The organism is Streptomyces lateritius (assembly GCF_014649715.1).
Taxonomy (GTDB): domain Bacteria; phylum Actinomycetota; class Actinomycetes; order Streptomycetales; family Streptomycetaceae; genus Streptomyces; species Streptomyces lateritius.
In genome coordinates, this window is the sequence record NZ_BMTO01000004.1 from 75,374 (window position 1) to 98,427 (window position 23,054).

Annotated in this window: 23 protein-coding genes; 13 read left to right on the top strand and 10 right to left on the bottom strand. The window is 73.2% G+C overall.

Annotation, left to right across the window (positions count from 1 at the left end; all coding sequences use genetic code 11):
• Positions 1-39: 39 nt before the first annotated feature.
• From IE136_RS09235 to IE136_RS09255, 5 genes are all read left to right on the top strand, one after another.
• Positions 40-1,023 (top strand): Bug family tripartite tricarboxylate transporter substrate binding protein, encoded by a 984-nt coding sequence (locus tag IE136_RS09235; RefSeq protein WP_189600070.1) that lies wholly within the window; start codon positions 40-42, stop codon positions 1,021-1,023.
• Positions 1,020-1,556, top strand: a complete 537-nt coding sequence (locus IE136_RS09240) for a tripartite tricarboxylate transporter TctB family protein (RefSeq protein ID WP_189600071.1) — start codon at positions 1,020-1,022, stop codon at positions 1,554-1,556. Before IE136_RS09235 ends, IE136_RS09240 begins: the two co-directional genes overlap by 4 nt.
• A gap of 3 nt (positions 1,557-1,559) precedes the next feature.
• Positions 1,560-3,056 (top strand): tripartite tricarboxylate transporter permease, encoded by a 1,497-nt coding sequence (locus IE136_RS09245; RefSeq protein ID WP_189600072.1) that lies wholly within the window; start codon positions 1,560-1,562, stop codon positions 3,054-3,056.
• Positions 3,053-3,496 (top strand): GNAT family N-acetyltransferase, encoded by a 444-nt coding sequence (locus IE136_RS09250; protein ID WP_189600073.1) that lies wholly within the window; start codon positions 3,053-3,055, stop codon positions 3,494-3,496. Before IE136_RS09245 ends, IE136_RS09250 begins: the two co-directional genes overlap by 4 nt.
• A 99-nt stretch (positions 3,497-3,595) precedes the next feature.
• Positions 3,596-4,006: a DUF6299 family protein gene (locus IE136_RS09255; RefSeq protein WP_189600074.1), complete on the top strand. Its 411-nt coding sequence runs from the start codon at positions 3,596-3,598 to the stop codon at positions 4,004-4,006.
• Here IE136_RS09255 and IE136_RS09260 read toward each other — a convergent pair.
• Both IE136_RS09260 and IE136_RS09265 read right to left on the bottom strand, forming a co-directional pair.
• Complete coding sequence (locus tag IE136_RS09260; protein WP_189600075.1) at positions 4,003-4,482, bottom strand: ribonuclease FAU-1 family protein; 480 nt, start codon at positions 4,480-4,482, stop codon at positions 4,003-4,005. The two genes, IE136_RS09255 and IE136_RS09260, sit on opposite strands and share 4 nt — an antisense overlap.
• Positions 4,463-5,392, bottom strand: a complete 930-nt coding sequence (locus IE136_RS09265) for a GNAT family N-acetyltransferase (protein WP_158985838.1) — start codon at positions 5,390-5,392, stop codon at positions 4,463-4,465. The genes IE136_RS09260 and IE136_RS09265 overlap by 20 nt, the downstream gene beginning before the upstream one ends.
• 74 nt (positions 5,393-5,466) lie before the next feature.
• Here IE136_RS09265 and IE136_RS09270 point away from each other — a divergent pair, with 74 nt between their 5' ends.
• Entirely contained in the window at positions 5,467-5,841 is a 375-nt protein-coding gene (locus IE136_RS09270; RefSeq protein WP_158985836.1) for a GntR family transcriptional regulator, read from the top strand.
• Between the two features lie 42 nt (positions 5,842-5,883).
• Here IE136_RS09270 and IE136_RS09275 read toward each other — a convergent pair whose 3' ends face one another.
• Positions 5,884-7,029, bottom strand: a complete 1,146-nt coding sequence (locus IE136_RS09275) for a DUF5925 domain-containing protein (RefSeq protein WP_373309041.1) — start codon at positions 7,027-7,029, stop codon at positions 5,884-5,886.
• A gap of 235 nt (positions 7,030-7,264) precedes the next feature.
• Here IE136_RS09275 and IE136_RS09280 point away from each other — a divergent pair, with 235 nt between their 5' ends.
• Positions 7,265-8,071, top strand: coding sequence for an SGNH/GDSL hydrolase family protein (locus tag IE136_RS09280; RefSeq protein WP_189600076.1), 807 nt, complete (start codon positions 7,265-7,267; stop codon positions 8,069-8,071).
• Here the strand turns inward: IE136_RS09280 and IE136_RS09285 are convergent.
• A complete protein-coding gene (locus tag IE136_RS09285) occupies positions 8,055-9,695 on the bottom strand; it encodes a serine/threonine-protein kinase (RefSeq protein ID WP_189600077.1) in 1,641 nt (546 codons plus the stop codon). The two genes, IE136_RS09280 and IE136_RS09285, sit on opposite strands and share 17 nt — an antisense overlap.
• Positions 9,696-10,031: 336 nt before the next feature.
• Between IE136_RS09285 and IE136_RS09290 the strand changes: the two genes are divergently transcribed.
• On the top strand, positions 10,032-10,295 hold the full coding sequence (locus IE136_RS09290) for a hypothetical protein (RefSeq protein ID WP_158985828.1): 264 nt from the start codon (positions 10,032-10,034) through the stop codon (positions 10,293-10,295).
• A gap of 294 nt (positions 10,296-10,589) precedes the next feature.
• On the opposite strand, the gene IE136_RS09295 is transcribed toward IE136_RS09290, so the two are convergent.
• The 3 genes from IE136_RS09295 to IE136_RS09305 are packed head-to-tail and all read right to left on the bottom strand — an operon-like array spanning position 10,590 to position 13,547.
• Positions 10,590-11,786 (bottom strand): CaiB/BaiF CoA transferase family protein, encoded by a 1,197-nt coding sequence (locus IE136_RS09295; RefSeq protein WP_189600078.1) that lies wholly within the window; start codon positions 11,784-11,786, stop codon positions 10,590-10,592.
• Positions 11,787-11,835: 49 nt separating this feature from the next.
• A complete protein-coding gene (locus tag IE136_RS09300; RefSeq protein ID WP_158985824.1) occupies positions 11,836-12,612 on the bottom strand; it encodes an ABC transporter permease in 777 nt (258 codons plus the stop codon).
• The gene (locus IE136_RS09305) at positions 12,609-13,547 is read right to left on the bottom strand and encodes an ATP-binding cassette domain-containing protein (RefSeq protein ID WP_158985822.1); all 939 of its coding nucleotides are present in this window, start codon (positions 13,545-13,547) and stop codon (positions 12,609-12,611) included. The genes IE136_RS09300 and IE136_RS09305 overlap by 4 nt, the downstream gene beginning before the upstream one ends.
• Positions 13,548-13,609: 62 nt before the next feature.
• Here IE136_RS09305 and IE136_RS09310 point away from each other — a divergent pair, with 62 nt between their 5' ends.
• On the top strand, positions 13,610-14,329 hold the full coding sequence (locus IE136_RS09310) for a TetR/AcrR family transcriptional regulator (protein WP_158985820.1): 720 nt from the start codon (positions 13,610-13,612) through the stop codon (positions 14,327-14,329).
• Positions 14,330-14,541: 212 nt separating this feature from the next.
• Here IE136_RS09310 and IE136_RS09315 read toward each other — a convergent pair whose 3' ends face one another.
• The 3 genes from IE136_RS09315 to hmgA are packed head-to-tail and all read right to left on the bottom strand — an operon-like array spanning position 14,542 to position 17,892.
• Positions 14,542-15,789, bottom strand: a complete 1,248-nt coding sequence (locus IE136_RS09315) for a type ISP restriction/modification enzyme (protein ID WP_189600079.1) — start codon at positions 15,787-15,789, stop codon at positions 14,542-14,544.
• Positions 15,790-15,803: 14 nt separating this feature from the next.
• Entirely contained in the window at positions 15,804-16,553 is a 750-nt protein-coding gene (locus tag IE136_RS09320) for a GntR family transcriptional regulator (protein WP_158985816.1), read from the bottom strand.
• Positions 16,554-16,566: 13 nt separating this feature from the next.
• The gene (gene hmgA / locus IE136_RS09325) at positions 16,567-17,892 is read right to left on the bottom strand and encodes a homogentisate 1,2-dioxygenase (RefSeq protein WP_189600080.1); all 1,326 of its coding nucleotides are present in this window, start codon (positions 17,890-17,892) and stop codon (positions 16,567-16,569) included.
• A gap of 143 nt (positions 17,893-18,035) precedes the next feature.
• On the opposite strand from hmgA, the gene IE136_RS09330 reads away from it, so the two are divergent.
• The 4 genes from IE136_RS09330 to IE136_RS09345 all read left to right on the top strand — a co-directional run bounded on the left by IE136_RS09330 (position 18,036) and on the right by IE136_RS09345 (position 22,993).
• Positions 18,036-20,099 carry a right-handed parallel beta-helix repeat-containing protein gene (locus tag IE136_RS09330; protein ID WP_189600081.1) on the top strand — a complete coding sequence of 688 codons (2,064 nt, stop codon included), beginning with the start codon at positions 18,036-18,038 and terminating at the stop codon, positions 20,097-20,099.
• Positions 20,096-20,941: a cupredoxin domain-containing protein gene (locus IE136_RS09335; protein ID WP_229818742.1), complete on the top strand. Its 846-nt coding sequence runs from the start codon at positions 20,096-20,098 to the stop codon at positions 20,939-20,941. Before IE136_RS09330 ends, IE136_RS09335 begins: the two co-directional genes overlap by 4 nt.
• Complete coding sequence (locus tag IE136_RS09340; RefSeq protein ID WP_189600082.1) at positions 20,938-22,257, top strand: hypothetical protein; 1,320 nt, start codon at positions 20,938-20,940, stop codon at positions 22,255-22,257. The genes IE136_RS09335 and IE136_RS09340 overlap by 4 nt, the downstream gene beginning before the upstream one ends.
• Before the next feature lie 85 nt (positions 22,258-22,342).
• Complete coding sequence (locus IE136_RS09345) at positions 22,343-22,993, top strand: TetR/AcrR family transcriptional regulator (protein ID WP_158985808.1); 651 nt, start codon at positions 22,343-22,345, stop codon at positions 22,991-22,993.
• Positions 22,994-23,054 lie beyond the last annotated feature (61 nt).

Here is a 23,054-nt window from a genome sequence, read left to right on the forward strand (position 1 = left end):
TGTGGGCCACTTCACCTCACCTACCGAGAGGCGGCACACGTGCGTCTGCGCACTCCCCTCGCCCTGCTCGGGGCGGCGCTGCTGGTGCTCGTGGGGCCGCCGCTGCTCTCCACCGGCAGCGGCTCCGACACCGGCACCCAGATCCCCGGCCTGCGGTTCATGGTCCCCAACACACCCGGCGGCGGATACGACATCACCGCCCGCACCGCGGCCAAGAACGCCGAGGACGCCGGTCTCACCACCGACATCGAGGTCTTCAACCTGCCCGGTGCCGGCGGGACCGTCGGCCTCACCCGGCTCGTCGGCGAACACGGCAACGGCCGGCTCGCCATGTCCATGGGCCTCGGCGTCGTCGGAGCCGTCCACACCAACAAGTCCCCGAAGACCCTCGCCGACACCACCCCGATCGCCCGGCTCACCGAGGAGCAGGACATCGTCGTGGTCGGCAAGAACTCCCCGTACAAGACCATCCAGGACCTTCTCGCGGCCTGGAAGAAGGACCCCGGCAAGCTGCCCGTCGGCGGCGGGTCCTCGCCCGGCGGGCCCGACCACCTCGCCCCGATGCTGATGGCCCAGGCCGCCGGGATCGCGCCATCGAGCGTCAACTACATCCCCTTCGACGGCGGCGGCGAACTCCTCGCCTCCATCCTCGGCGACAAGGTCGCCTTCGGCGTCTCCGGCGTCGGCGAGTACCTCGACCAGATCAGGTCCGGCGAGCTGCGGCTGCTCGCCGTCACCGGCCCGAAGCGGGTCCCCGGGCTCGACGCGCCCACCCTGCGCGAGGCCGGGCTCGACACCGACTTCACCAACTGGCGCGGGATCGTCGCCCCGCCCGGCCTCTCGGACGCCGAGCGCGAAAAGCTCGTCGGCCTGGTGCGGAAACTGCACGACTCCCCGCAGTGGCGGGAGTCGCTGAAGAAGAACGGCTGGAACGACGCCTTCCTGCCCGGGGAGGAGTTCGGCGCCTTCCTCGACGAACAGGACCGCCGCGTCGGCTCGGTGCTGAAGGAGCTGGGACTGTGACGACCACACCGACCACACCGGCCACGCCCGCGCCGGAGAAGAAGTCCTGGCTGCGCGAGCACTCCGAGCTCGGCGTCAGCCTCCTGCTCCTCGTCATCGGCGTGCTCGTCCTCACCGACGCCCTCACCATGACCGTCGACATCACGCAGCGCGGCCCCGTCGGCCCCAAGACCGTCCCGGTCGTCGTCGGCGCCGGCCTCCTCGTCGTCGCCTTCCTCCTCGCGATCGACGTCCTGCGCGGCGGCCGGGGCGAGGCGGAGGGCGGCGAGGACGTCGACCTCTCCGAGCCGAGCGACTGGCGCACCGTCCTCCTCCTGGCCGGTGTCTTCCTCGCCTTCGCCGTCCTCATCGGCCCCGTCGGCTTCCCCGTCGCCGGAGCCCTTCTCTTCTGGGGCGCGGCGTACGCGCTCGGCAGCCGCCACCTCCACCGCGACCCGCTGATCGCGGCCGGTCTCTCCCTGCTGACCTACGTCGTCTTCAACAACCTGCTCGGAGTCCCGCTGCCCGGCGGCCCGCTGATGGGAGTGCTCTGACCCATGGACTCGCTCAACTCGCTCATCGACGGATTCGGCACCGCGCTCACCCCGATGAACCTGCTGTGGGCCGCCATCGGCGTACTCCTCGGCACCGCCATCGGCGTGCTGCCCGGCATCGGCCCCGCCATGGCCGTCGCCCTGCTGCTCCCGGTGACGTACGGACTCGAGCCGACCGGCGCCTTCATCATGTTCGCCGGCATCTACTACGGAGCCATGTTCGGCGGCTCCACCACCTCCATCCTGCTCAACACCCCCGGCGAGAGCGCGGCCGTCGTCGCCGCCATCGAAGGCAACCCCATGGCCAAGGCCGGGCGCGGCGCGCAGGCGCTCGCGGCCGCCGCCATCGGTCACTTCACCGGCGGCATGATCGGCACGCTGCTGCTCGTCGCCCTCGCCCCGACCGTCGCCGCGCTCGCCGTCGACATCGGCGCACCCGACTACTTCGCCATCATGGTCCTCGCCTTCATCGCGGTGACCTCCGTCCTCGGCTCCTCCCGCATCCGCGGCCTCGCCTCGCTCCTCATCGGCCTCACCCTCGGCCTGGTCGGCCTCGACCAGATGACGGGCCAGCAGCGCCTCACCTTCGGCTCGCTCCAGCTCGCCGACGGCATCGACGTGGTCATCGTCGCGGTCGGCCTCTTCGCCATCGGCGAAGCCCTCTGGGTCGCCGCCCACCTGCGCCGCACGACGGGCGAGGCCCTGCCGGTCGGACGGCCGTGGCTCGGCCGGGACGACGTGAAGCGCACCTGGAAGTCCTGGCTGCGCGGCCCCGTCATCGGCTTCCCGTTCGGCGCGATCCCGGCCGGCGGCGCGGAGATCCCGACCTTCCTCTCGTACGTCACCGAGAAGCGGCTCTCGAAGCACAAGGAGCAGTTCGGCAAGGGCGCCATCGAGGGCGTCGCGGGACCCGAGTCCGCCGCCTCCGCCTCCGCGGCCGGCACCCTCGTCTCCATGCTGACCCTCGGCCTGCCGACGACCGCCGTCGCGGCCGTCATGCTCGCCGCCTTCCAGCAGTACGGCATCCAGCCCGGACCGCTGCTCTTCGAACGCGAACCCGACCTGGTCTGGGGCCTGATCGCCTCGCTCTTCGTCGGCATGGTCCTGCTGCTCGCGCTCAACCTGCCGCTCGCCCCCGTCTGGGCGAAGCTGCTGCGGATCCCGCGCCCCTACCTCTACGCCGGCATCCTCTTCTTCGCCGCCGTCGGCGCGTACGCGGTGGGCGGCGAGGCGCTCGACCTGGTCATCCTGCTGATCATCGGCCTGATCGGCTTCGGCATGCGGCGCTACGGACTCCCGGTCCTGCCCGCCGTCATCGGCGTCATCCTCGGCCCGGCCGCCGAACAGCAGCTGCGCCGCGCCCTGCAGATCAGCGACGGCGCCCTGACGGGTCTGGTGAACACCCCCTTCTCCGTCGCCGTGTACGCCGTGATCGTGCTCCTGCTGGCCTGGCCCCTGCTGAGGAAGGTGATCGTCCGCCGCCGTAACGTGTCGGCATGACACAGGACATCCGCCTCGCCGTGCGTACCGACGTCCCGCGGGTGAAGGCCGTGACCGACGCGGCCTACCACCACTACATCGAACGGATCGGCCTGGTGCCGGCCCCGATGGAGGCGGACCACGCGGCGGACGTGGCCGCGGGGCGGGTGTTCGTCGCCGGTGACCCGGTGGCCGGCCTCGTGGTCCTCAGGCCCGAGGCCGACCATCTGTATCTCGACAACATCGCCGTCCACCCCGACTCCCAGGGCACCGGCCTCGGCCGCCGCCTGCTGGCCTTCGTGGAATCCCGCGCACGCGAACTCGGACTGCCCGAGGTACGGCTGCTCACCAACGCGATGATGTGGGAGAACCAGAAGATGTACGAGCGGTACGGCTACGAGGTCGTGCGGCGGCGAGCGGAGGGACCATACGACCGTATTCATTACCGCAAGCGCGTATGACGGCACAACTCGCCCTCGTCAGGGTGAGTTTCGGACACCGGGCGGCGCGAGCCGGTATCCCTGGCGGGCAACAGCTCCCACCCCGAAGGGATCCCGCTCATGCGTGTCCGTCTGGCCGTCCTCGCCGTCGGCACCCTCCTGGCCGCCGCCACCGCCCCCCTCGCCCACGCCGACGCCGGCAACGGCCTCTCCGTCAGCGCGTACGGCACCCTCGACGGCACGGTCACCGTCTCCGGCACCTACCGCTGCCTCGACGACACCGCGGGGCCCGTCTTCGTGGGCAGCACGCTCGTCCAGGGAGACCGTTCCGCCGGCATCGGCGGCACCCGCGCCGTCTGCGACGGCCTGGTGCGCGCATGGACCAACTCCGCCGTCGTGAAGGAGCCCGTCTACCGCGCGGGCCGGGCCCGGGTCCGGGCCACCCTGATGCAGCTCATCCCCAGCGGCCCCCTCGGACTGCCGCTGCCCGGCTTCCTCGCCGCCGAGGACGTGGACATCACGCTCCGCTAACGCAGCAGCTCCACCAGACCTTCGCGGCCGAGGCACTCGAGCTCGTCGAGGGCGACGACGGCGCGGGCCGCCGCCTCCGGGTCGGAATCGACGAGGCCGCTCGCCTCGAACTCGTCCTCGTCGAGCCGCAGCACCTCACTGCCGTCCGCCGACACCCACAGGTCCAGGTCCAGGTCCTCGACCGCCACCCCGGCGCCGTCGACCCGCGCCGGCCGCGTGATGTCGCAGTACCAGCCCTTGAGCGCCCCGCCGGCGGAGCGGACCTCCTTCACCGCGTACCAGCGGTCGCGCCAGTAGTGCTCGACGAAGACGTCGCCCGGCTCGAACCGTACGAAGCCGAAGTCCCGCACCCCCTCGGCGGCCCAGGGGGCACGGACGGTCAGCCGGGTCCCGTCGTCGGCGACGACCTCGGCGGGGTAGCGGATCTTGGTCCGGCCCGCCTTCACCAGCGTCACCTCAACCGAGCGTGCGGACATGACGTACCTCCGTGGCGCAGATCGCGTAGCCGAACCACTTGTTGATCGCCAGCATCGGCTCGTTGCCGGCGTCGTTCCCGGTGAACGCCTCCGTGCAGCCGGCGGCGCGCGCCCGGTGCAGGGAGTGGTTCTTGGCGAGCTTGGCGAGGCCCCGTCCCCGGAACTCCGGTGCGGTGCCCGTCATCGCCGTGGAGTAGCGGCCCCGCCCGTCGGTCTGGGCCGCGCTGAACGCGGCCGGGCGCCCGTCGACGACGGCGACCACCGTCAGCTCGCGGTCGAAGAGCGGATGGTTCCAGGTCGTCGCCAGCCAGTGCTCGTAGTCCGTCAGGTCGGCGCCGACGTCACCCGGCTCGTCGGCGGTGGTCAGCGCGTCGAGCGCGAACAGCGGGCGGGGATCGGCGGCGAAGTCGGCGGCGGCGCGCAGCTCGACACCGGCAGGCACCTCCTGGAGCGGCGGCAGGGCCGCGGCCGTCAGATCGAGCCGGAGGAAGTGCGCGGAGCGGCGGGCCGTGTAGCCGTGACGCACGGCGAAGTCCCGGCACGCCGGCTCGTCGAGGACCCAGCTGTAGAGCGTCCTCGCCCCGTGCTCCGCGAGGTGCTCCTCGGAGGCTCGCACCAGGAGGGTTCCCGCGCCGAGGCCCCGCCTGTCCGGGCGGACGTAGACGTTGAGCGAGCCGACCCCGGGCTCGGGCGCGTCGTGCGCGATGCGGACCTGCGAGGTGCCGACGATCTCCCCGTCGATTTCGGCGACCAGCGGGCGCTCGTGGGCGTCGGGATGGGCGTGGGCCCAGTCGAAGGCCGTCTGCTCGGCGCCGACGAGCATGAAGGGGAGCGCGGCGCGCCGGACCCGGGCGAAGCCGCCCGCGTCCCTCGGGTCCTCGGGTCGTACGTCACGGACGATCACAGTCATGCTGTCGCACGCTACGTGCGGGCGGCGCCGGGCCGCCTCCCATTTTCCGGGGGAGCGGAGGCAGAATCGGAGCCGTGACATTGCGAATCATCGTGGACACGGACTCCCCGGCCGCCCCGTACGAACAGCTGCGCGCCCAGATCGCGGAGCGGGCCCGCGCCGGCGCCCTGCCGGTCGGCTACAGACTTCCGACGGTACGGGGCCTGGCGGAGGAGTTGGGTCTCGCGGCGAACACGGTCGCCAAGGCGTACAAGGCGCTGGAGGCCGACGGGGTGATCGAGACGCGTGGCCGCAACGGCACGTTCGTCGCGGCGGCGGGCGACGCGGCGTCGCGCCGGGCGGCGGCCGCCGCCTCCGTCTTCGCGGAGGAGGCCCACCGCCTGGGCCTGACCCGCGAGGCGGCGACGGCGGCGGTGACCGACGCCCTCCGGGCCGCGTACGGGAACTGATTCCACCCTCCGGCCCCGGCGTCGTCCGGTCGGTGCGAGGGGTTACAGGTACAGACCCGCGTCCGGGACCCGGGGCTCCGGGAGTCCCGGGGCATGCGTACCCCGTCGCAGCGCGTACAGCTCCGCCAGCGTCGCCCCGTCGTGGGACACGCCCTCCTCCGTGCCGAGCCACGCCACGGCCTCGTTGCGGGTCAGGCCACCCACCTCGATACGCGCCAGGCACCGCCCCGGACGGACCACCGCCGGGTGGAGGCGCTCCAGGTCCTCGTTGGTGGTGACGCCGACGAGGACGTTGCGGCCCTGGCCGAGGAGACCGTCCGTCAGGTTCAGCAGCCGGGACAGCGCCTGGCCCGCCGTGTGCTTCGCCTCGCCGCGGATCAGCTCGTCGCAGTCCTCCAGGAGCAGCAGCCGCCACCGGCCCTTCGCCGTGCCCTCGTCCTCGCCGATCGCGATGTCCATCAGGTAGCCGACGTCGTTGAAGAGCCGCTCGGGATCCAGGACACAGTCCACCTGGCACCAGTCGCGCCAGGACCGGGCGAGCGTGCGCAGCGCGGACGTCTTGCCCGTCCCGGGCGGCCCGTGGAGCAGCAGCAGCCGCCCCGCGATGTCGTCCGGGGTGACCTTCATCAGCCGGTCCATCGCGTCGGCGACCGGCGCGGTGTAGTTGGGCCGGATCTCCTCCCACGTGCCCGCGCTGATCTGACGGGTCGTACGGTGCGGGCCGCGTCGGGGCGACACGTACCAGAAGCCCATCGTCACGTTCTCCGGCTGCGGCTCGGGTTCGTCCTTCGCCCCGTCCGTCGCCTCCTTGAGGACCCTCTCCGCGAGCTCCGGGCGCGTCGCGGTCACGGTGACGTCCGCGCCCCGGTTCCAGCGGGAGATGAGCAGGGTCCAGCCCTCGCCCTCGGCGAGCACGGCGCTGCGGTCGTCGTCCTTGGCCGCGCGCAGCACCTTCGCGCCGGCCGGCAGCAGGGTCGCGGCGGGCTTCACCCGGTCGAGGGTGGTGCTCTGCGAGTGCGGCTGCTCGCCCGTCGTGAAGCGGCCGAGGAAGAGCGCGTCGACGACGTCGGCGGGCGAGTCGCTGTCGTCGACGTTGAGCCGGATCGGCAGCGCCCGCTGCGGCTCGGACGGCGCGGCGGGCTCCGATGGGGTGGCAGACATGGCGACCATGATCCGGCAATCGGGCATTGCGTGCACAGTGTTTTGAAGGGGACGATCCGCGGGTCGCGACGGACGGTGACCGCCGCGTACCCCCTTCTGCCGCGCGTGTGGCCCCGGATGATCCATCAGCCGGCCTGAAAGCGACCTGTCCTGAGAGAGCGTCGGCAGGTTCTCGCCAAATCTTCTTGGCATGGACACTTCCAGCAAGCCGGGTGCGCTGCTACTACCTAGTAACGCAGAGATCCTGCTCCAGGGAGGTTCCATGAAACTGTCCCGATTCGCGGCATTCTCGTCCTCGCTCCTGCTCGGCGCCGTTCTCGCCCTCACCGGGGCGGGGGCCGCCCAGGCCGCCGAATCCGCCGCACTCGACTACGTGGCGCTCGGCGACTCGTACTCCTCCGGCGTCGGCGCCGGAAGCTACGACGGCCTCAGTGGTGACTGCAAGCGCTCCACCCGCGCCTTCCCCGTCCTGTGGGCGAGCGCGAACTCACCCTCGTCGTTCGCCTTCACCGCTTGTTCGGGCGCACGGACGGGTGATGTCACGAGCAGTCAGCTCGGACCCCTCTCCACCGCCACCGACCTGGTCTCCCTCACGGTCGGTGGCAATGACGCCGGATTCGCGGACGTCATGACCACCTGTGTCCTGCAGTCCGAGGCCACCTGTATCAACCGAGTGAATCAAGCCAAGGGCTACGTCGACACCACCCTGCCCGGCAAGCTCGACGCGGTGTACTCGGCCATCAGAACCAAGGCGCCCAACGCGCGGGTCGTCGTCCTCGGCTACCCCCGCTTCTACAAGCTCGGCGGCAGCTGCGTCGCCGGACTGAGCGAGAACGAGCGCCGCGCCATCAACGACGCGGCCGACTACCTCAACGCGGCCACCGCCAAGCGCGCAGCCGACCACGGCTACACGTTCGGCAGCGTCGTCCCCGCCTTCACCGGACATGAGATCTGCTCCGGCTCGGCCTGGCTGCACAGCGTCAACTGGCTCAACATCGGCGAGTCGTACCACCCCACCGCCGCCGGACAGTCCGGCGGCTACCTGCCCAGCTTCAGGGCTGTGGCGTAGGCGATCCGGCCGTAGGGGATCCACCCGGGGAGGTGGCCCCGCCCGTCGGGGTCGCCTGCTCACAGGTGACCGAGAACCCCACCCAGTTCGAGCGCGTCCCGACCGGAGCCCGGACCTCCATCCGGATCCGGTCGCGACGCGTGTCGCCCGCGCGGTACGCCGCCTCCGTGTGCTCGACCCGCTTCTCCTGAGGGCCGCCCGCCGCGAACTCCACGGTCCGCCAGCCGTCCGCCGCGCCCTCGCCGCTCTCCGTGACCCAGCGGTACTCCACCGAGGCGGGTGTGCGCCCGACCGTGAGCGTGGCGGCGAAGGCGGGCGCCTCGGTCCCCGGCGGCGGGCAGGGCCCCGCGTAACTGCCGCGCAGCGCCCTCACGTACACCAGGACCGTATGGGCCGGCGGCCGGGCGGTGGTGGGCGTCGCGGTCGGGGTCGGGCCGCTCGTGGTGGTGGCCGTGGCGGGCGGACCGCTCGTGGCGTCTGTGCCGCTCGCCGTGGGGGCGCCGGTGGTGGGCCCGCCGCCGGGATCCCTGCCGCCGCCCGGTTCCTCGTCCCGCAGCAGGGCGTACGTCAGTGCTCCCACGACCAGCAGCAGAAGGACGACCCCGGCGGCGAGCACCGTCACCGCGCGCCGCCCCGTCCGCTCCCGCCGGTCCTCGTCGCGCGGACCGGGCGACGGTGTCGCCCCGGAACCGGGCCCGGCCGGGGCGCCGCCGCCGCGGGCACCCGGAGCGGGACCGGAAGCCGGAATCACGGTCGTGGTCGCGGCCGGCCGGCCCGGCCCGTACGGATCCGCCGACACCGGCCCCGAACGCGGTGTCCCGCCCGCGCCCACCAGCCGCAGCGCCTCCTCCGCCGCCGCGGCCGACAGGCGCTCCAGCGGCTCCTTGCGCAGCAGCCCCTCGATCACCGGGGCCAGTGGCCCCGCCCTGCGCGGCGGCGGAAGCTCCTCGTCGACCACGGCGCGCAGCGTGCTCAGCGGAGTGTTCTGCCGGAAGGGGGAGTTGCCCTCCACCGCCGCGTACAGCAGCACGCCGAGCGACCACAGGTCCGAGGGAGGTCCCGGTGTGCGGCCCAACGCGCGCTCGGGCGCGAGGAATTCGGGCGAGCCGACCAGCTCCCCGGTCATCGTGAGCGGGGAGGTGCCCTCCACGGCGGCGATGCCGAAGTCGGTCAGGACGGCACGCCCGTCGTTGGCGAGCAGGACGTTGGCCGGCTTCACGTCCCGGTGCAGGACCCCCGCCTCGTGCGCGGCGCGCAGCGCGGCCAGCACGTCGGCCCCGATCAGCGCGGCCCGCCGCGGCGGCATCGGACCCTCCGCGTCCAGCACCTCGGAGAGCGTGAGTCCGGGGACCAGCTCCATCACGATCCAGGGGCGGTCGTCCTCCGTGACCACGTCGTAGACCGTTACCACGTTGCGGTGGGTGATCCGGGCGGCCGCCCACGCCTCCCGCTCCAGGCGGGCGTAGAGCCGGCGCCGGTCCGCCGCGGGAAGACCGGCCGGAGCGCGGACCTCCTTGACGGCGACGTCGCGGCCCAGCGTCTCGTCCCTGGCGCGCCAGACGGTGCCCATGCCGCCCTCGCCCAGGACGTCGAGGAGCCGGTACCGCCCCGCGATCACGGTCATGGCGCGTCTCCCGTCAGCCGTCGGCCGGTGGGGCATTCCTGCCCCTGTCGTGGGTACTTCGAACTCCGCGTGAAGCGGGCCCGGGTGATCTTGGTGGTGGAGATCACACTCCGTCAGATCTTCGCAGGAGAGCGCTTGATGTGCAGGATGGTTCGTGGCGGTTCGGCTGGTGTTCGAGTGGTGCGCAACTCACCCTGGAATCAGCCGTATTCGGACAGTAGTCGTCAACCCCCGTACGAGTGCGGTGAATCCTGCCGCCGGGATACACGAGTGTCACAGCGGGGCGATAGGGTTAACCTGCCCGGGCCGGGTGCCCTCGTCAGGGTGGGGAGTGACATGGAACAGATAGCAATGCGGAGCAGGCCGCGAGTGCCTGCCATCACGTGCGGGAGCAGCGCGACCAGTTCGCGGCTCGACCGCCATCTCGCGGTGTTGGGCGGCCCCGCCGTGCCACAGCGCGAGGCGGCCGAGGCGACGCTCCTGATGCGCGAACTCACGTCGCGCGACATCACGCACAGCCGTCGCAGCAAGAGCGCGCGCGTGTCGCTCTTCGCCCCGCTGCGCCGACTGCGCCGCTCGCTCTTCGGCAGCCACCGCTAAACCGGGGGGCCACCGCCGGCCGGGGGCCCACCGCCACCCGACCGGTCGGGCCGGGAACCGCGTGCTCGCACGCGCACCCGCCCGCTCCTCGCCCGGCCCGACCGTGCCCGCCGACGCTCCGCCGGACGTGTCTTCCCCACCCGTCCGGCGCCGCCGAATCACGCCGCCCGCGCTCCCGCCCGGCTCCCCGCGCTGTCCGTGACAGTCGCGCCCCGGCCCGGCGGCCGGCCTTCCGGCGCCGCCACCCCGTCCGGTGGCCCGCGCCGAACGCGACTGGGGGTCACCGCCGGACCGTCAGGCGATCACACCCGCCTCCCGCAGCGTCTCTCGCTCCGAGGCCGGCACGCCCAGCTCCTCCAGGACCGCGTCCGTGTCCTGCCCCAGGGCTGGGATCCGCTCCATGCGAGGTTCGGGACCGTCCGGAAAGGTGACCGGCGGCAGCAGCGAACGCAGCGGTCCCACCGGCGAGTCCACCGGCCGCCAGCGGTCGCGCGCGCCGAGCTGCGGGTGCTCCGCGAGGTCCGCGACCGTGTTCAGCCGGGCACAGGCGACCCCCGCCGCGTCAAGCCGTACCAGCGCCTCGGCCGCCGTCAGCGGTGCCAGGGCCTCCGCGACCACCGCGTCCGTCGCGGCGCGCCCCGCCACCCGGGCCGTGTTGGTGGCGAAGGCCGGATCGTCCGCCAGCTCCGGCCGGCCCAGGACCTGCTCGGCGAGCCGCCGCCACTCGCGGTCGTTCTGGACGGACAGCAGCACCATGCTCCCGTCCGCCGTCGGGTAGGCGTCGTACGGCGCGATGACGGCGTGCGCCAGACCCGTGCGCGCCGGAGCCGTGCCCCCGTGCATCACATGGTGCAGCGGATGCCCCATCCACTCCGCCAACGCGTCCAGCAGGGACACCTCCACGGGGCCGCCCCGCCCCGTCGTCCCCCGCCGCACGAGCGCGGCCAGCACGCCCGCGTACGCGTACATCCCCGCCGCGATGTCGGCGGCGGGGATCCCCGACTTGACCGGCCGCTCCTCGGTCCCGGTCACCGAGACGAGCCCCGCCTCGCACTGCACGAGCATGTCGTAGGCCCGCTTGTGTGCGTACGGCCCGCCCGGCCCGTACCCCGAGATGTCCACCGCGATCAGGCGGGGATGCGCGGCGCAGAGGGTGGCCGCGTCCAGACCGAGACGGGCCGCCGCGCCCTGTGCCAGGTTCTGTACGAAGACGTCGGCGCCGGCCACCAGCCGGTGGACCAGGTCGCGCCCGCGCCCGTCCTTGAGATCGACGGCCACCGACTCCTTGCCGCGGTTGCACCACACGAAGTGCGAGGCGAGACCCCGGGCCGCCGTGTCGTAGCCGCGGGCGAAGTCCCCGCCGTCCGGGCGTTCGATCTTGACGACCCGGGCCCCGAGGTCGGCGAGCTGACGGGTGGCGAAGGGGGCGGCGACGGCCTGTTCGACCGCCACCACCGTGACGCCTTCCAGAGGAAGTGGCTGAGTGCTCATGACTGCCCTGCCTACCCGCCGAAGGCCCCCCTTGTCACTGCGGCCCTTCTCACCCGCGCGCGTACCGCCGCACCGCGAGCGGCGCGAAGAGCGCGATCAGGCCGAACGACCACAGCAGCGCCCCCGCCACCGGATGCGCCACCGGCCAGGCCGCGTCCGCCGGTACGGCCACGTCGCCGAAGAGCTCGCGTACCGCCGTCGTCACCGCCGAGATCGGGTTCCACTCGGCGACCGTCCGCAGCCAGCCCGCCATGCTCTCGGTCGGGATGTACGCGTTCGACAGCAGCGGCAGCATGAAGGTGGCGCTTCCCAGCTGGCCGGCCGCCTCCTCGCTCCGCGAGGCCAGGCCGAGCAGGATTCCCACCCAGGTGGTCGCGAAGCGGAAGAGCAGCAGCAGCCCGAACGCGCCCAGCGCCTCCAGAGCCGTCCCCTCGATCCGCCACCCCATGGCGAGCCCGACCAGGATCATCGGGACCATGCCGACCGCGCTCGTCACGAGATCGGCGAGCGCCTGCCCCAGTGGTACGGCGGCCCTGCTGATCGGCATGGTCCGGAAGCGGTCCGTCACGCCCCGGTGCGCGTCCTGCGCGGCCTGGAACATCCCGGTCATGAGCCCGCCCGCCGCCGTCGCCGCGAGCAGCCCGGGCACCAGGTACGCCCGGTACTCGGTCCCGGGCATCGCGAGCGCGCTGCCGAAGACGTAACCGAAGAAGAGGAGGAAGACGATCGGCATCGTCTGCGTCATGACGGCGATCGCCGGCGCGCGCCGGACCTTCGTCAGGTGACGGCCGAGCACGGCGGTCCCGTCGTGGACGAGCGCGCTCATGCGGTGATCTCCCTACGGTCCGTGAGGCGCAGGAACACCTCGTCGAGGGTGGGCGGACGCAGTGAGGCGTCGACGATGTGGATGCCGGCAGCGTCGATCTCGCGGACGAGCCGGGGGAGGGTGAGCGTGGGATCCGTGGTCACCGCGCCGATCGCCCGGCGCTCGGCGTCGAGGGACGGGGCGGAGCCGGTCAGCTGGTCGAGCACGGCCGCGGCGGCGTCCAGCAGCGCCGGGTCGGCGACGACGACCTCCGCCCGGCTTCCGATCAGCGCCTTGAGTTCGGCCGGGGTGCCGCGGTGCGCGGCCCGGCCCTCGTCGATCAGCACGATGTCGTCGGCGAGCTGATCGGCCTCCTCCAGGTACTGCGTGGTCAGCAGCACGGTGGTGCCCCGCACTGCCAGCTCCCGTACGGCGTCCCAGATGCCGTTCCGGCTGTGCGGATCCAGCCCGGTCGTCGGCTCGTCGAGGAAGAGGACCCGCGGCCGGACCAGCAGGCTCGCCGCCAGGTCGAGCCGCCGCCGCATGCCGCCCGAGTAGGTACGGGCGGGCCGCCCGGCCGCCTCGGCGAGGGCGAACCGCTCCAGGAGCTCGTCGGCGCGGGCACGCGGGGCACGCAGCAGCCTCGCGAACAGCCGCAGGTTCTCCGCGCCCGTGAGGTCGCCGTCGACCGAGGCGTACTGCCCCGTGACCGCGATCCGCTGTCGCACCCCGGCCGGATCGCGGACGACGTCGTGACCGGCGACCCGCGCACTGCCCGCGTCGGGGGTGACCAGCGTCGTCAGGACACGTACGGCGGTGGTCTTCCCGGCGCCGTTGGGGCCGAGAACACCGCAGACGGTGCCCTCGCGGACCGCCAGATCGAGCCCGCGCAGGGCGTGGACCTCGCCGTACCGCTTCCGCAGACCCTCACTAAGTACAGCGTACGTAGTAGTCATGGCTCGACCATAGCGCACTACGTACGCTGTACGTAACTAGGATGGGGGCGAGGTGATGATCCATGGCAGGCCGAGCGGCCGAACCGGAAGTGATCTGGGCGCGGCCCGAGCGGGCGGGACGAGGTCCCCGGCCGGTGTACAGCAGGAGCGACATCGTGGCGGCCGCGGTGCGCCTCGCCGACGCCGACGGCATCGACGCGCTCTCGATGCGCCGGATCGCGGCCGACGTCGGCTGCGGCACGATGTCGCTCTACAACTACGTGCCGCGCAAAGAGGACCTGTACGAGCTGATGGTCGACGCGGTGAGCGGCGAGTACGAGTTCACCGGGGCGCCGAGCGGTGACTGGCGCGCGGACATGCTCGCGGTGGGCCGCGAGGCCCGGGGGATCCTGCGGCGCCACCCCTGGGTGATCCGCCTGATGACCACGGGCTACGCCTCCGGCCCCAACGCCCTGCGCTTCCTGGAGCACTGTCTGACCTGCTTGGAGGGCGTCGGCCTGCCCGGCGGCGCCAAGATGGAGCTCATCGCCAACATCAACGGCACGGTGATGACGATCGTCGCCAACGAGCTCGCCCTCGCCGAACGGGCCCGCGGGCTCCCCTGGTCCGAGGAGGAGGAGCAGGCCGTGCGCGGCGCCTACCTGATGCGGCAACTGGCGGGCGGCGCCTACCCGCGGCTGGCCGCCGTGATGGCCGAGTCCGGTGCCACGCGCATCGACCCCGAGGAGATCTTCGACCGGACGCTCGGGCGGGTGCTCGACTCGTTCGTCGCGCCGGAGTAGGCCCTGCGGCGAGAGCGCCCCTACGGCGCTGGGCCGTGTCCGTGAAGTCCCGCGTGGCCTGCGGCGTCTGGCACGCACGCTCGCCGCGTTGTCGGGATCACCCGAGTACGCCCCGTACGAGGGCGACCGCGACCCTCCGCCTTGCGATCCGCACGCACCAGACGCCGCGGGCCCTGCCCTGCGGGCAGACGGCGCTACTTTCCGGACCCGACCTAGAGCAGCGCGAACTGGCCCTCCGGGCCCTCCTCCCGGTGGTCCAGGACGGACGCGGGGCGTCGGGCGGACTCCGGGACGGGCAGGACGCCCGCCTCCCGCAGCGCGGTACGGGTCAGCCGGGCGTCCTCGGCGAGCGCGGCCCGCTCCGGCTCCCGCTGGGCGAGGAGGGCGAGGACGGTGATCAGCTCCAGGAGCTCCGAGGTCCACTCCTGCGGCCAGGCGCCCGGGCCGGTCGCCTCCAGGGTGCCGGGCTCGACGGGCGCGGTCCGGTGCGTGAACCACTGTTCGAGCATTCGCACCCCGCCGACGCGGAACTCCCACGCCTCGGACGGCACCGGAGAGATCCTCCCCGTGTCGAGGGCGAGGGTCTCCTCCGCGGAGTCGTACGAAAGGGTCCCGGGCCGGGCCGGGACCGGCGCCCGCACGTAGGGGCGCCGGCCGCCGGGCAGCCGGGGCCGCTCGCCGCCCCGGGCGCCCCGCAGCTGGATGCGGGTCAGCCGCCGGCCGAGCTCCACCCCCGAGGACCAGACTCCGGGGTCCAGCGGCAACGGGACACGGCAGCCGGCGGGGGAGGGGCGGGCGGCGGCCACGGCCCACGCCAGCACGTCCTCGGCGGCGACCTCCTGTCCGTACCGCTCGCCGAGCAGGTCCGGGAGCCCCGGCGCGAGGTTCGGCTCCAGGCCGCCGGGACGCCGGAAGAGCGGGCGGATCCGGCCCGGGCGACCGGCCGGGGAACGGCCGTCGGGCAGCGCTGCGGTCACCACCAGCGCGGGGCCCGCCGCACCGGGCACGTACCCCTGCTCGACCGCGAACAGCTGGTGCTCGTCCGCCACCCGCCACAGCTCGGGCCGGGCACTGTCGATCAGCCGGTGGTCGGGGATCAGCCACTGCTCGTCGAACGGCCCGTGCGCGAACCGTACGGGTTCGGGGCACGGCCCGCACTCGCGGGCGAACCGGCCGGTGCCGGTCCGCTGCCCCGGCAGCGCGGCCACCGAACTCGCCGGCGTACGGGCCCGGCTGGAGCGGAACAGCGCCTCGCGTTCGTCTCCCTCCGCCTTCGTCAGGCGGTCCCAGCGGGCCCGCAGCGTGCGGACGTCGGGTGCCACGATCCAGGACCTGCCGAGCCGCAGCGGCGCCACGGACCACGGCATCAGCTCGTCGAGGAGGGGCGCGTCGAGAAGGGGGTCCTTCAGGAGGGGCGCGTCGTCGTCCGGCCGCGGGTCTTCGGTCGTCACGCCCCGCATGCTAACGAGCCTCCTCAGTGCGCCTCCACCGTCACCGAGAAGGAGAACCGGTCGCCGCGGTAGCGGATGCGGGCCACGTCCACCACCCGGCTGTCGGCGTCGTAGGTCACGCCGGTGTAGTGCAGGATCGGCGAGAGCAGCGGCACCTGGAGCAGCGCCGCCGTCTCGGGGTCCGCGAGCCGCGCCTCCACCGTGTCCGTGATCCGGCTGATCCGGACCCCGACCACGTCCCGCAGCACCTTCGTCATCGGCCAGCGCTCCAGGTCGGCCGGGTCGAGCCCGGCCGCGATGTCGGGGCGCACCGAGTTCTCGGCCCAGTTCGTGGGCTCCCCGCTCTCACCGTCGGAGCGCAGCCGCCGGTAGGCGACCACCTCGGTCACGTCCGGGAAGTACTCGGCCAGCTCGCCGGGCACCGGGCCGGAGCCGTGGCCGAGGACGGTCGTCCGCTCGCCCGACTGCTGGGCCACGATCGCGTCGATCGAGCCGAGCAGCCGGCGCGGGGCGGAGCGCCGGGCGCCGGGCTCGATGAACGTGCCCCGTCTCCGGTGCCTGCTGATCAGGCCCTCCTCCTCCAGCTCCTTGAGGGCCTGGCGCATCGTCAGCACGCTGACGCCGTAGTGCGTGGCGAGCTGCTCCTCGGTGGGCAGCCGCAGCGATGCGTCGGGCGTGCGGCCCAGTATCGAGGCGCGCAGCGACTGCGAGACCTGATACCAGAGCGGCAGCTTACGGTTCAGGACCAGCGAGTCGGGAGCGAAGGCGGTCACGGCGTTCTCCGTACTACGACCGGAAGTGGCGCTCAAGACCCTGCCACACGTCGTCGTACCCCTTCTGCAGATGGTCGGCTTCGGCCGCCTGACCGGTGGCGGTGATGGGCCAGCGGGTCTCGAACATGAAGGCCAGCCCGTCGTCGATCTTCTGCGGCTTCAGATCGGCGGCGCTGGCGCGGTCGAAGGTCTCACGGTCCGGTCCGTGCGCGGACATCATGTTGTGCAGCGAGCCGCCGCCAGGCACGAAGCCTTCGGCCTTGGCGTCGTACGCGCCCTCGATCAGGCCCATGTACTCGCTCATCACGTTCCGGTGGAAGTACGGCGGGCGGAAGGTGTCCTCGCCGACCAGCCAGCGCGGGGCGAAGACCACGAAGTCGACGCCCGCGAGACCGGGGGTGTCGGACGGCGACGTGAGGACCGTGAAGATCGACGGGTCCGGGTGGTCGTACGTGATCGTCCCGATCACGTTGAAGCGGTGCAGGTCGTAGACGTACGGGGTGTGGTTGCCGTGCCAGGCGACGACGTCGAGGGGGGAGTGGCCGTACGTCGCCGACCAGAGGTTGCCGCAGTACTTGTTGACGACCTCGACCGGGCCCTCGACGTCCTCGTACGCGGCGACGGGCGCACGGAAGTCGCGCGCGTTGGCCAGGCCGTTGGCGCCGATCGGGCCGAGGTCGGGGAGCTGGAAGGGCGCGCCGTAGTTCTCGCAGACGTACCCGCGGGCGCTCTCGTCCAGGAGCTCGACCCGGAAGCGGACGCCGCGGGGGATGAGCGCCACCTCGCCGGGGCGGGCGGCGAGCAGGCCCAGCTCCGTGCGCAGGAGGAGGCGGCCGCGCTCGGGGACGATCAGCAGTTCGCCGTCGGCGTCGCTGAACACCCGCTCCATGGAGGCGTTGGCGTGGTAGAGGTGCACGGCCATGCCCGCGCGCTGGGTCGCGTCGCCGTTGCCGCCGAGGGTCCACAGGCCGCCGAGCCAGTCGGTGCCCGGCGCCGGGTCGGGCAGCGGGTTCCAGCGGAGCCGGTTGGGGTCGGGGACCGTCTCGCTGAAGGGCGCGGAGCGGACGGCGCCGTTGTCGATCCGCGTGAACGGCGGGTGCGCGGCCGACGGGCGGATGCGGTAGAGCCACGAGCGGCGGTTGTGGGCACGCGGCTCGGTGAACGCACTGCCGCTCAGCTGCTCGGCGTACAGGCCCAACGGGGCGCGCTGGGGAGAGTTGCGGCCGTGCGGCAGGGCGCCCGGCACGGCCTCCGAGCTGTGCTCGTTGCCGAATCCGGTGGTGTACGTCAGCGCCTCGGCGGTCTTTCTCGCCTGCGCCGCCGTGTGGTCCGTGGTCATCGCCCGCTCCTGTCCTGAGCCCGCAAAGGAATCCTATGCATGACCGTAGGATTCCGCGACCGTTCGCGTCAACGGGGCCCTGCTTCGACGTGGGGCGTGCACGGGGGGTTCCAAAAGATGAACATTGCTCTACTCTCACGCGCATGTCGTGGACCCGCAGGCTCCTTGTCGCGCTCTCGGTCGTTCTCGCGGCGCTCGCCGCCACCCTTCTCACCGCCCCCGGGGCCCAGGCCCACGAGGAGCGGCCCGTCACCTTCCCCGACGGCTCCGGCAGCGTGCCGAAGCTGCGCACCGGGGAGCCCGACCTCCTGGTCTGCAAGACCGACCGGGCCGACCTCGTCCGCCGGATCTCCGGCTTCCCCGCCGCGTTGAAGGCCCGGAACCTGGCTCTGTTCGACCGCTGCGTACGCGGTGGCCACCGCCATCTCCAGCAGGCCGTCGACGCCGTCGACCGGCCCGGCATGACCATCGCCGTCCTGCCCGGGCTCTACGAGGAGCAACCGTCCCTGCCGCCCCCGGCCGGAGCCTGCGCCTCCCTCGAAGCGCCCACGTCGGCGCTCGGCTACCAGATCCTGTCGTACGAGCAGCAGAAGCAGTGCCCGCACAACCAGAACCTGGTCGCGATCCTCGGCAAGAAGGACCTCCAGATCGAGGGCACCGGCGCCTCACGCCTCGACGTCGTCTTCGACGCCAAGTACGCCAAACTCAACGCCATCCGGGCCGACGAGTCCGACGGGATCTACTTCCGCAACTTCACCGCCCAGCGGACCACCTTCAACTCGCTGTACGTCCTCGCGGGCGACGGCTTCGTCATCGACGACGTCCTGACCCGCTGGAACGACGAGTACGGCTTCCTGACCTTCGCCTCCGACCACGGCCTCTACAAGAACTGCGAGTCGTACGGCAACGGCGACTCCGGCATCTACCCCGGCTCGGCCTCCGACATCAACAACGGCCGCGGCTACGACGTCCCGCGCTACTCCATCGAGATCACCGGCTGCCGCAGCCACCACAACATGGTCGGCTACAGCGGCACGGCCGGGGACTCGGTGTGGGTCCACGACAACGAGTTCGACCACAACATGGGCGGCGCCTCCATGGACTCCGCCTTCCCCGGCCACCCCGGACTCCCGCAGAACCACGCCCGGTTCGAACGCAACCTCATCCACGACAACAACCAGAACTACTACCCGTACGTCGCCGACGGCACCTGCGCCGAACCCCCGGTCGAGCGCGGCTACGAACGGGGCGTGGTGTGCCCCCAGATCTCCATGCCTCCGGGCACCGGCATCATCACGGCGGGCGGCAACTGGAACCTGTACGAGAACAACTGGGTGTACGGGCACCAGCGCGCCGCGTTCTACCTGAGCGCCGTCCCCGCCTTCGTCCGGGGCGAGTCGGCGTGGGGGAAGCAGGCCGACACCTCGCACCACAACCGCTACGCCGGCAACCACCTGGGCGTCGACAGGACCGGCACCCCACGCCCCAACCGCGCGGACGTGTGGTGGGACGGCCAGGGCGGCGGCAACTGCTGGCAGGCCGACGCCGGGGCCTCCAGCCCAGGGGCCCTGCCCGTGTGCGGGACACCCAGAGGCGAGGTCTCCGGCGGCAGTGACCGGCTCATCGGCGAACCCGTCAAGCTCGCCCAACTCCTCGTCTGCGCCGACTACGACGTCCAGGCCCGGCGGCTGCCCGTGGGCTGCGACTGGTACGGGGCGCGCGGGATCCAGCGGGTCGAGACCCAGCTCGCCCTGGCGTTCGCCGTCGTCCTCGCCCTGGTCGGCGGCGCCCTGTGGTGGCGCAGGCTCCGCGGCAGCCGGGTCGCGGGCGCGGCGGCCCTGGTGGGCCTCACGGGGCTCGCCCTGGACGTGGCCGGATCGACCCTGAGCCTGGCCTCCGGGCCCGTCCCGGCCCTGGCGCTCGTCCTGACGGGCACCGGATGGACGGCCCTGGGCGTGACCCTGCGAGCGGAGCGCCCCGCCCTCGCCTGGACCACCCTGTCGCTCGGCGCCCTCACCCTCCTGGACGCCTTCGACAAGGCCGTCCTGATGATCCCCTGGACTCCGCTGAGTCCGGCCTGGCTGCGCGGCCTGCTCGCGGTGGTGTGGGTCCTGTGGGCGCTCGTGGCATCGTCGGCCCGGACGCCGTCCCGCCCGTCGCGCCGCGCGGCACCGGCCGCCGCCACGGCGCCCGGGAGCGCGGGATGAGCGCGCGCGTGAGCGCCCGGCCGACCGCCCCGCCGGCCCGGGGGACGGCGGGGCGCCGGTCCGGCGTCCTCCTGGGCGCCGTCCTGGCCGTCACCCTCGCCGCCGGGTGCGGCGGGCGGGCCACCACCCACCACAAACCCGGCACCGGTCACCAGGTGGCGACCGGCGGCAACGGCACGGTGCTCCCGGCCACGGACGAGGCCGGGCACCGGCTGCGGGAGGTCGAGGCCCCGGGCGCCCCCGCCGTGCGGGTCGAGGCGCGGCCCGACTCCGAGGGCGGCTGGAACATCCACCTCACCGTGGAGAGGTTCCGGTTCACCCCCGAGAGCGTCGGCGGCGCGGCGATCCCCGGGCGCGGGTACGCCCGAGTGGTCACCGACGGCAAGGAAGCCACCCGGCTCTACGGACCCTGGCACCATGTGCCGCCCGGCGTCCGCACCGTCACCGTCCGGCTCCACGCCGACGACCACACGGTGTGGGCCGTCGCGGGCAGGCCGGTCGAGGCCACCACCGCCCTCGGCCCGCCCGGCCCCCCGTCGCCGACCGCGCCCTCCGCCACGTCGACCCCGGTCCCCGCCCCCGGCCGTACCGTCGAGATCACCGTCAACGGCGACTCCGTCCAACCACCCCCCTCCCGCGTCGAGGTGAGGAAGGGCGAACGCGTCACCCTCCGCGTCACCAGCGACCGCCCCGACACCCTCCACGTCCACGGCTACGACCGCGAAGTCGCCCTTCCCGCCGACCGACCCGTCTCCCTGACCCTCACCGCCGACCGCACCGGACTCTTCGAGGTGGAGACCCACGAGTCCGGACTCGTGCTGACTCAACTCGTCGTCCGATGAGGGCGCCGACTCCACTCGCAGCGGGCGTCGAGGCCGCTGACGACGCCGTCCCTCCTCTGCTCGCCCACGGCGTCGGCGCCACCCACGACCTCCCCCTTCCGCCCTTCTACGCCTACGCGGGGGCGTTCGCCGCGCTCTTCGTCTCCTTCCTCGGCCTGGCGCTGCTCTGGTCCTCCTCCCGCTTCCGCGGTGACCGCGCCGGCCGCCCGCTCCCCGCCACCGTCCAACGCCTGGCCGACGCGCGGACGACCCGCACCGCCCTGCGTCTCCTCGGTCTGGCCGCGGCCCTCACCGTCGTCCTCCACCTCCTCCTCGGTCCCGACGACCCCGAACGCAACCCCGCGCCCGGCGCCGTCCACGTCCTGCTCTGGGTCGGCCTCGTCCCCGCCTCCCTCCTCCTCGGCCCGGTCTGGCGCCTCCTCAACCCGCTGCGCACCCTCCACGCCCTGCTTCCCGCCGCCCGCGCCCCCCGCCCGCTCCCCGCCGGCGTCGGCATCCGCCCCGCCGCCGCGGGGCTCCTCCTCTACGCCTGGCTCGAACTCGCCGCCCCTGACCCCGCCTCGACCGCCGCTCTCCTGTCCTTCCTCGCCGCCCACACCGCCGTCCACCTCCTCGGTGCCGCCCGCCACGGCCCCGCCTGGTTCGCCCACGCCGACCCCTTCGAGGTCTACTCCTCCCTCCTCGCCCGGCTCTCCCCGGTCGGCCGCGGCGCCGACGGCCGGCTCGTCCTGCGCTCCCCCTTCCACGGCCTCGACTCCACCCCGCAGACCCCCGGACTTGTCGCCACGCTCTGCGTCCTCCTCGGCTCCACCGCCTACGACGGGGTCTCCGACAACCCCCGCTGGATCACCACTCTCCAGACCTCCCCCCTCGGCCCCGCGCCCACCGCCACCCTCGGCCTGCTCGCCGCCGTCGCCCTCGTCGCCTCCCTCTACGGCCTGTGTGCCGGCGCCCTACGGCTGATGGACCGCGAACTCACCCACCCCCTCACCTCCTTCGCCCACTCCCTCCTGCCGATCGCCCTCGGTTACCTCACCGCCCACTACTTCACACTCTTCGTCACCGAAGGGCCACGCACCGTCATGATGGCACTGGGCACTGACAACGCTCCCGCGCCCGCCCCACCCCTGGCTCCCGGCGGTCTCGCCACCCTCCAGATCGGGGCCGTCGTCACCGGTCACGTCCTCGGCGTGGTCGCCGCCCACGACCGTTCGGTCCGCCTCTTTCCTCCCGAGCGGGCGGTGGCGGGCCAACTCCCGCTGTTCGCGCTGATGGTCGCGTACACCCTCGGCGGCATCGGCCTCCTCGTCGCCTAGGCGGGACGGCGACCGCACCGCACCGACGACCCCACCGCACCGCGACCGCCGCCCCGCACCCCGGGAGGCGAGGGGGAACGGCATCATGGACCCCGTGCCCCAGCCCGATCCGCCCCGCCCCGAAGCCCGGCACCCCCTCCGCCGCACCCCCGTCCAGCAGCGCAGCGCCGAGCGCCTCGCCCGCATCCTCGACGCCTGCGCCGAACTCCTCGACGAGAGCGGCTACGAGCAGCTGAGCACCCGTGCCGTCGCCGTCCGCGCGGGCGTCCCCATCGGCTCCGTCTACCGCTTCTTCGGCAACAAGCGCGCCATGGCCGCCGCCCTGGCCCACCGGAACCTCGACCGCTACGCCGAGCGCATCGGCGCCCGCCTGGCCGCGGCCCCGCGCCCCGACGCGTACCGCGCGATCGACAGCGTCCTGGACGAGTACATCGCCATGAAGCGCACCGTCCCCGGCTTCGCGCTCGTCGACTTCGGCGTTCCGGCGCCCGCCGCGGGGGAAGGCGCCGACGACGACCCCAACCACCTCGTCGCCGACCGCCTCTGCGGTCTGCTCGCCACCCACCTCGACCGCCCCGCCGACGACGTCCTGCGCCGCAAGGTCCTCGTCGGTGTGGAGGCGGCCGACGCGCTGCTCCAACTCGCCTTCCGCACCTCCCCGACCGGGGACCCCGCCCTCGTCGCCGAGACCCGCGCGCTCCTCTACGCCTACCTCGCACCCTCGCTGAGCGCTTGAGCCCGGCCCCGCGCACCCGGCCCCGCGCCCCCGGCCCCCGGCCCCCGGCCAGACCCGGCCG